At 63.8% G+C, this 1348-nt stretch carries 1 protein-coding gene; it reads right to left on the reverse strand.

The annotated features are described in order from the left end of the window. On the reverse strand, positions 1–1348 hold a 1348-nt coding region (locus tag APU11_RS16440; protein WP_114078543.1), incomplete at both ends, for an Ig-like domain-containing protein.

Genomic DNA, 1348 nt, shown 5'->3' on the forward strand with positions numbered 1-1348 from the left:
TGCCGTCGGCTAAACCTGCCAAATCCGCCGCCGGGACGTTCAGCGTCCAGTGACCGTCTGAACCGACCGTTGCGGTGTAGTCCTTGCCGTTCAGGCTCACGGTCACCGTCTGGCCCGCTTCCGCGGTACTGGTACCGGAGACGGTCAGGTCGGCCTGTGCTTCTGCCGCATTAAGAATGTCGTCCGTCGCCAGGGTGTTGATGGTCACGGACGGCGCGGTGGCATCCACGCTGTACTCGCGACCTGCCGACGCGCTGTTGCCATTGACGTTGGTAACGCTCACCTGCACGCTGGCATCGCCGTCTTTCAGACCGGCAAGATTCGCCGCTGGCACGGTAGCGGTCCAGTTGCCATCGGCATCGACCTGCGCAGTATAGATTTTACCGCCCATGCTCAGGGTGACGGTCTGCCCGGCTTCCACGTTGGTGGTGGCGCCAGAGAGCACCAGATCCAGGCCCTTCTCCGCCGCGTTAATCACGTCGTCGGAGGCAATGGCATTGATGCTGATGGCCACCGTTGCCAGATCCACGGTGACATCATGGCTGATGGTAATTGGGTTACCCGCCGTGCTGTCGCCGGTGACGCTGATCTTCACGGTGCCTTCCGGCCACGTGCTCACGTCCGCCGCCGGGACCGCCGCGCTCCAGGTGCCGTCCGCCAGCACCGTTGCGGAATAGTCTTTCCCGTTGACGGTCACGGTCAGTGCGGTGCCTGGGGTCAGCCCGTCGCTGGAGCCGGTGATAATCAGGTTCTGGTTGTGCTCAATGGTGTTGATCACATCATCGCCCGCCACGGTGTCCACACGCAGGCCCGGCAGGTTAGCGTCGATGGTGATGTCACGTTCGCCCGTACCGGTGTTGCCGTGGCCGTTGGTGACCGTCGCGCTCACACTCAGACTGCCATTGCCGAGTGCGGTCAGAACGTCGGACGGCACGCTTACGGACCAGCTCAGATCGCTCTGCACCGTCGCGGTGTAGCTGTTGCCGCCAATCGTCACGGTTACGGTGTTGCCCGCTTCGGCATTCGCCACGGTGCCGCTGATGGTCTGGCCTGCCGCCACTTCCGCCGCGTTAATCACGTTGTCGCCCGCCACGGTGTTGATGGTGACGGTTGGCAGCGCAGTGTCGACCAGCAGGTTCGCCGTATTGCTCACGCTGTTGCCCACGCCGTTGGTGGCGGTCGCGTTCAGGGTGTAGTTCGCCTGACCCAGACCCGCCAGATCGGCGGCCGGAACCGTCAGGCTCCAGGTACCGTCTGCCGCCGTGGTGGCCGTGTAGTTTTTACCGTTCAGGGTCACGGTCACCACGGTGCCTTCTGCCAGGTTGGCGCCGGTGCCGCTGACGATGAA

The organism is Enterobacter sp. 50793107, from assembly GCF_001463365.1.
GTDB lineage: Bacteria > Pseudomonadota > Gammaproteobacteria > Enterobacterales > Enterobacteriaceae > Enterobacter > Enterobacter cloacae.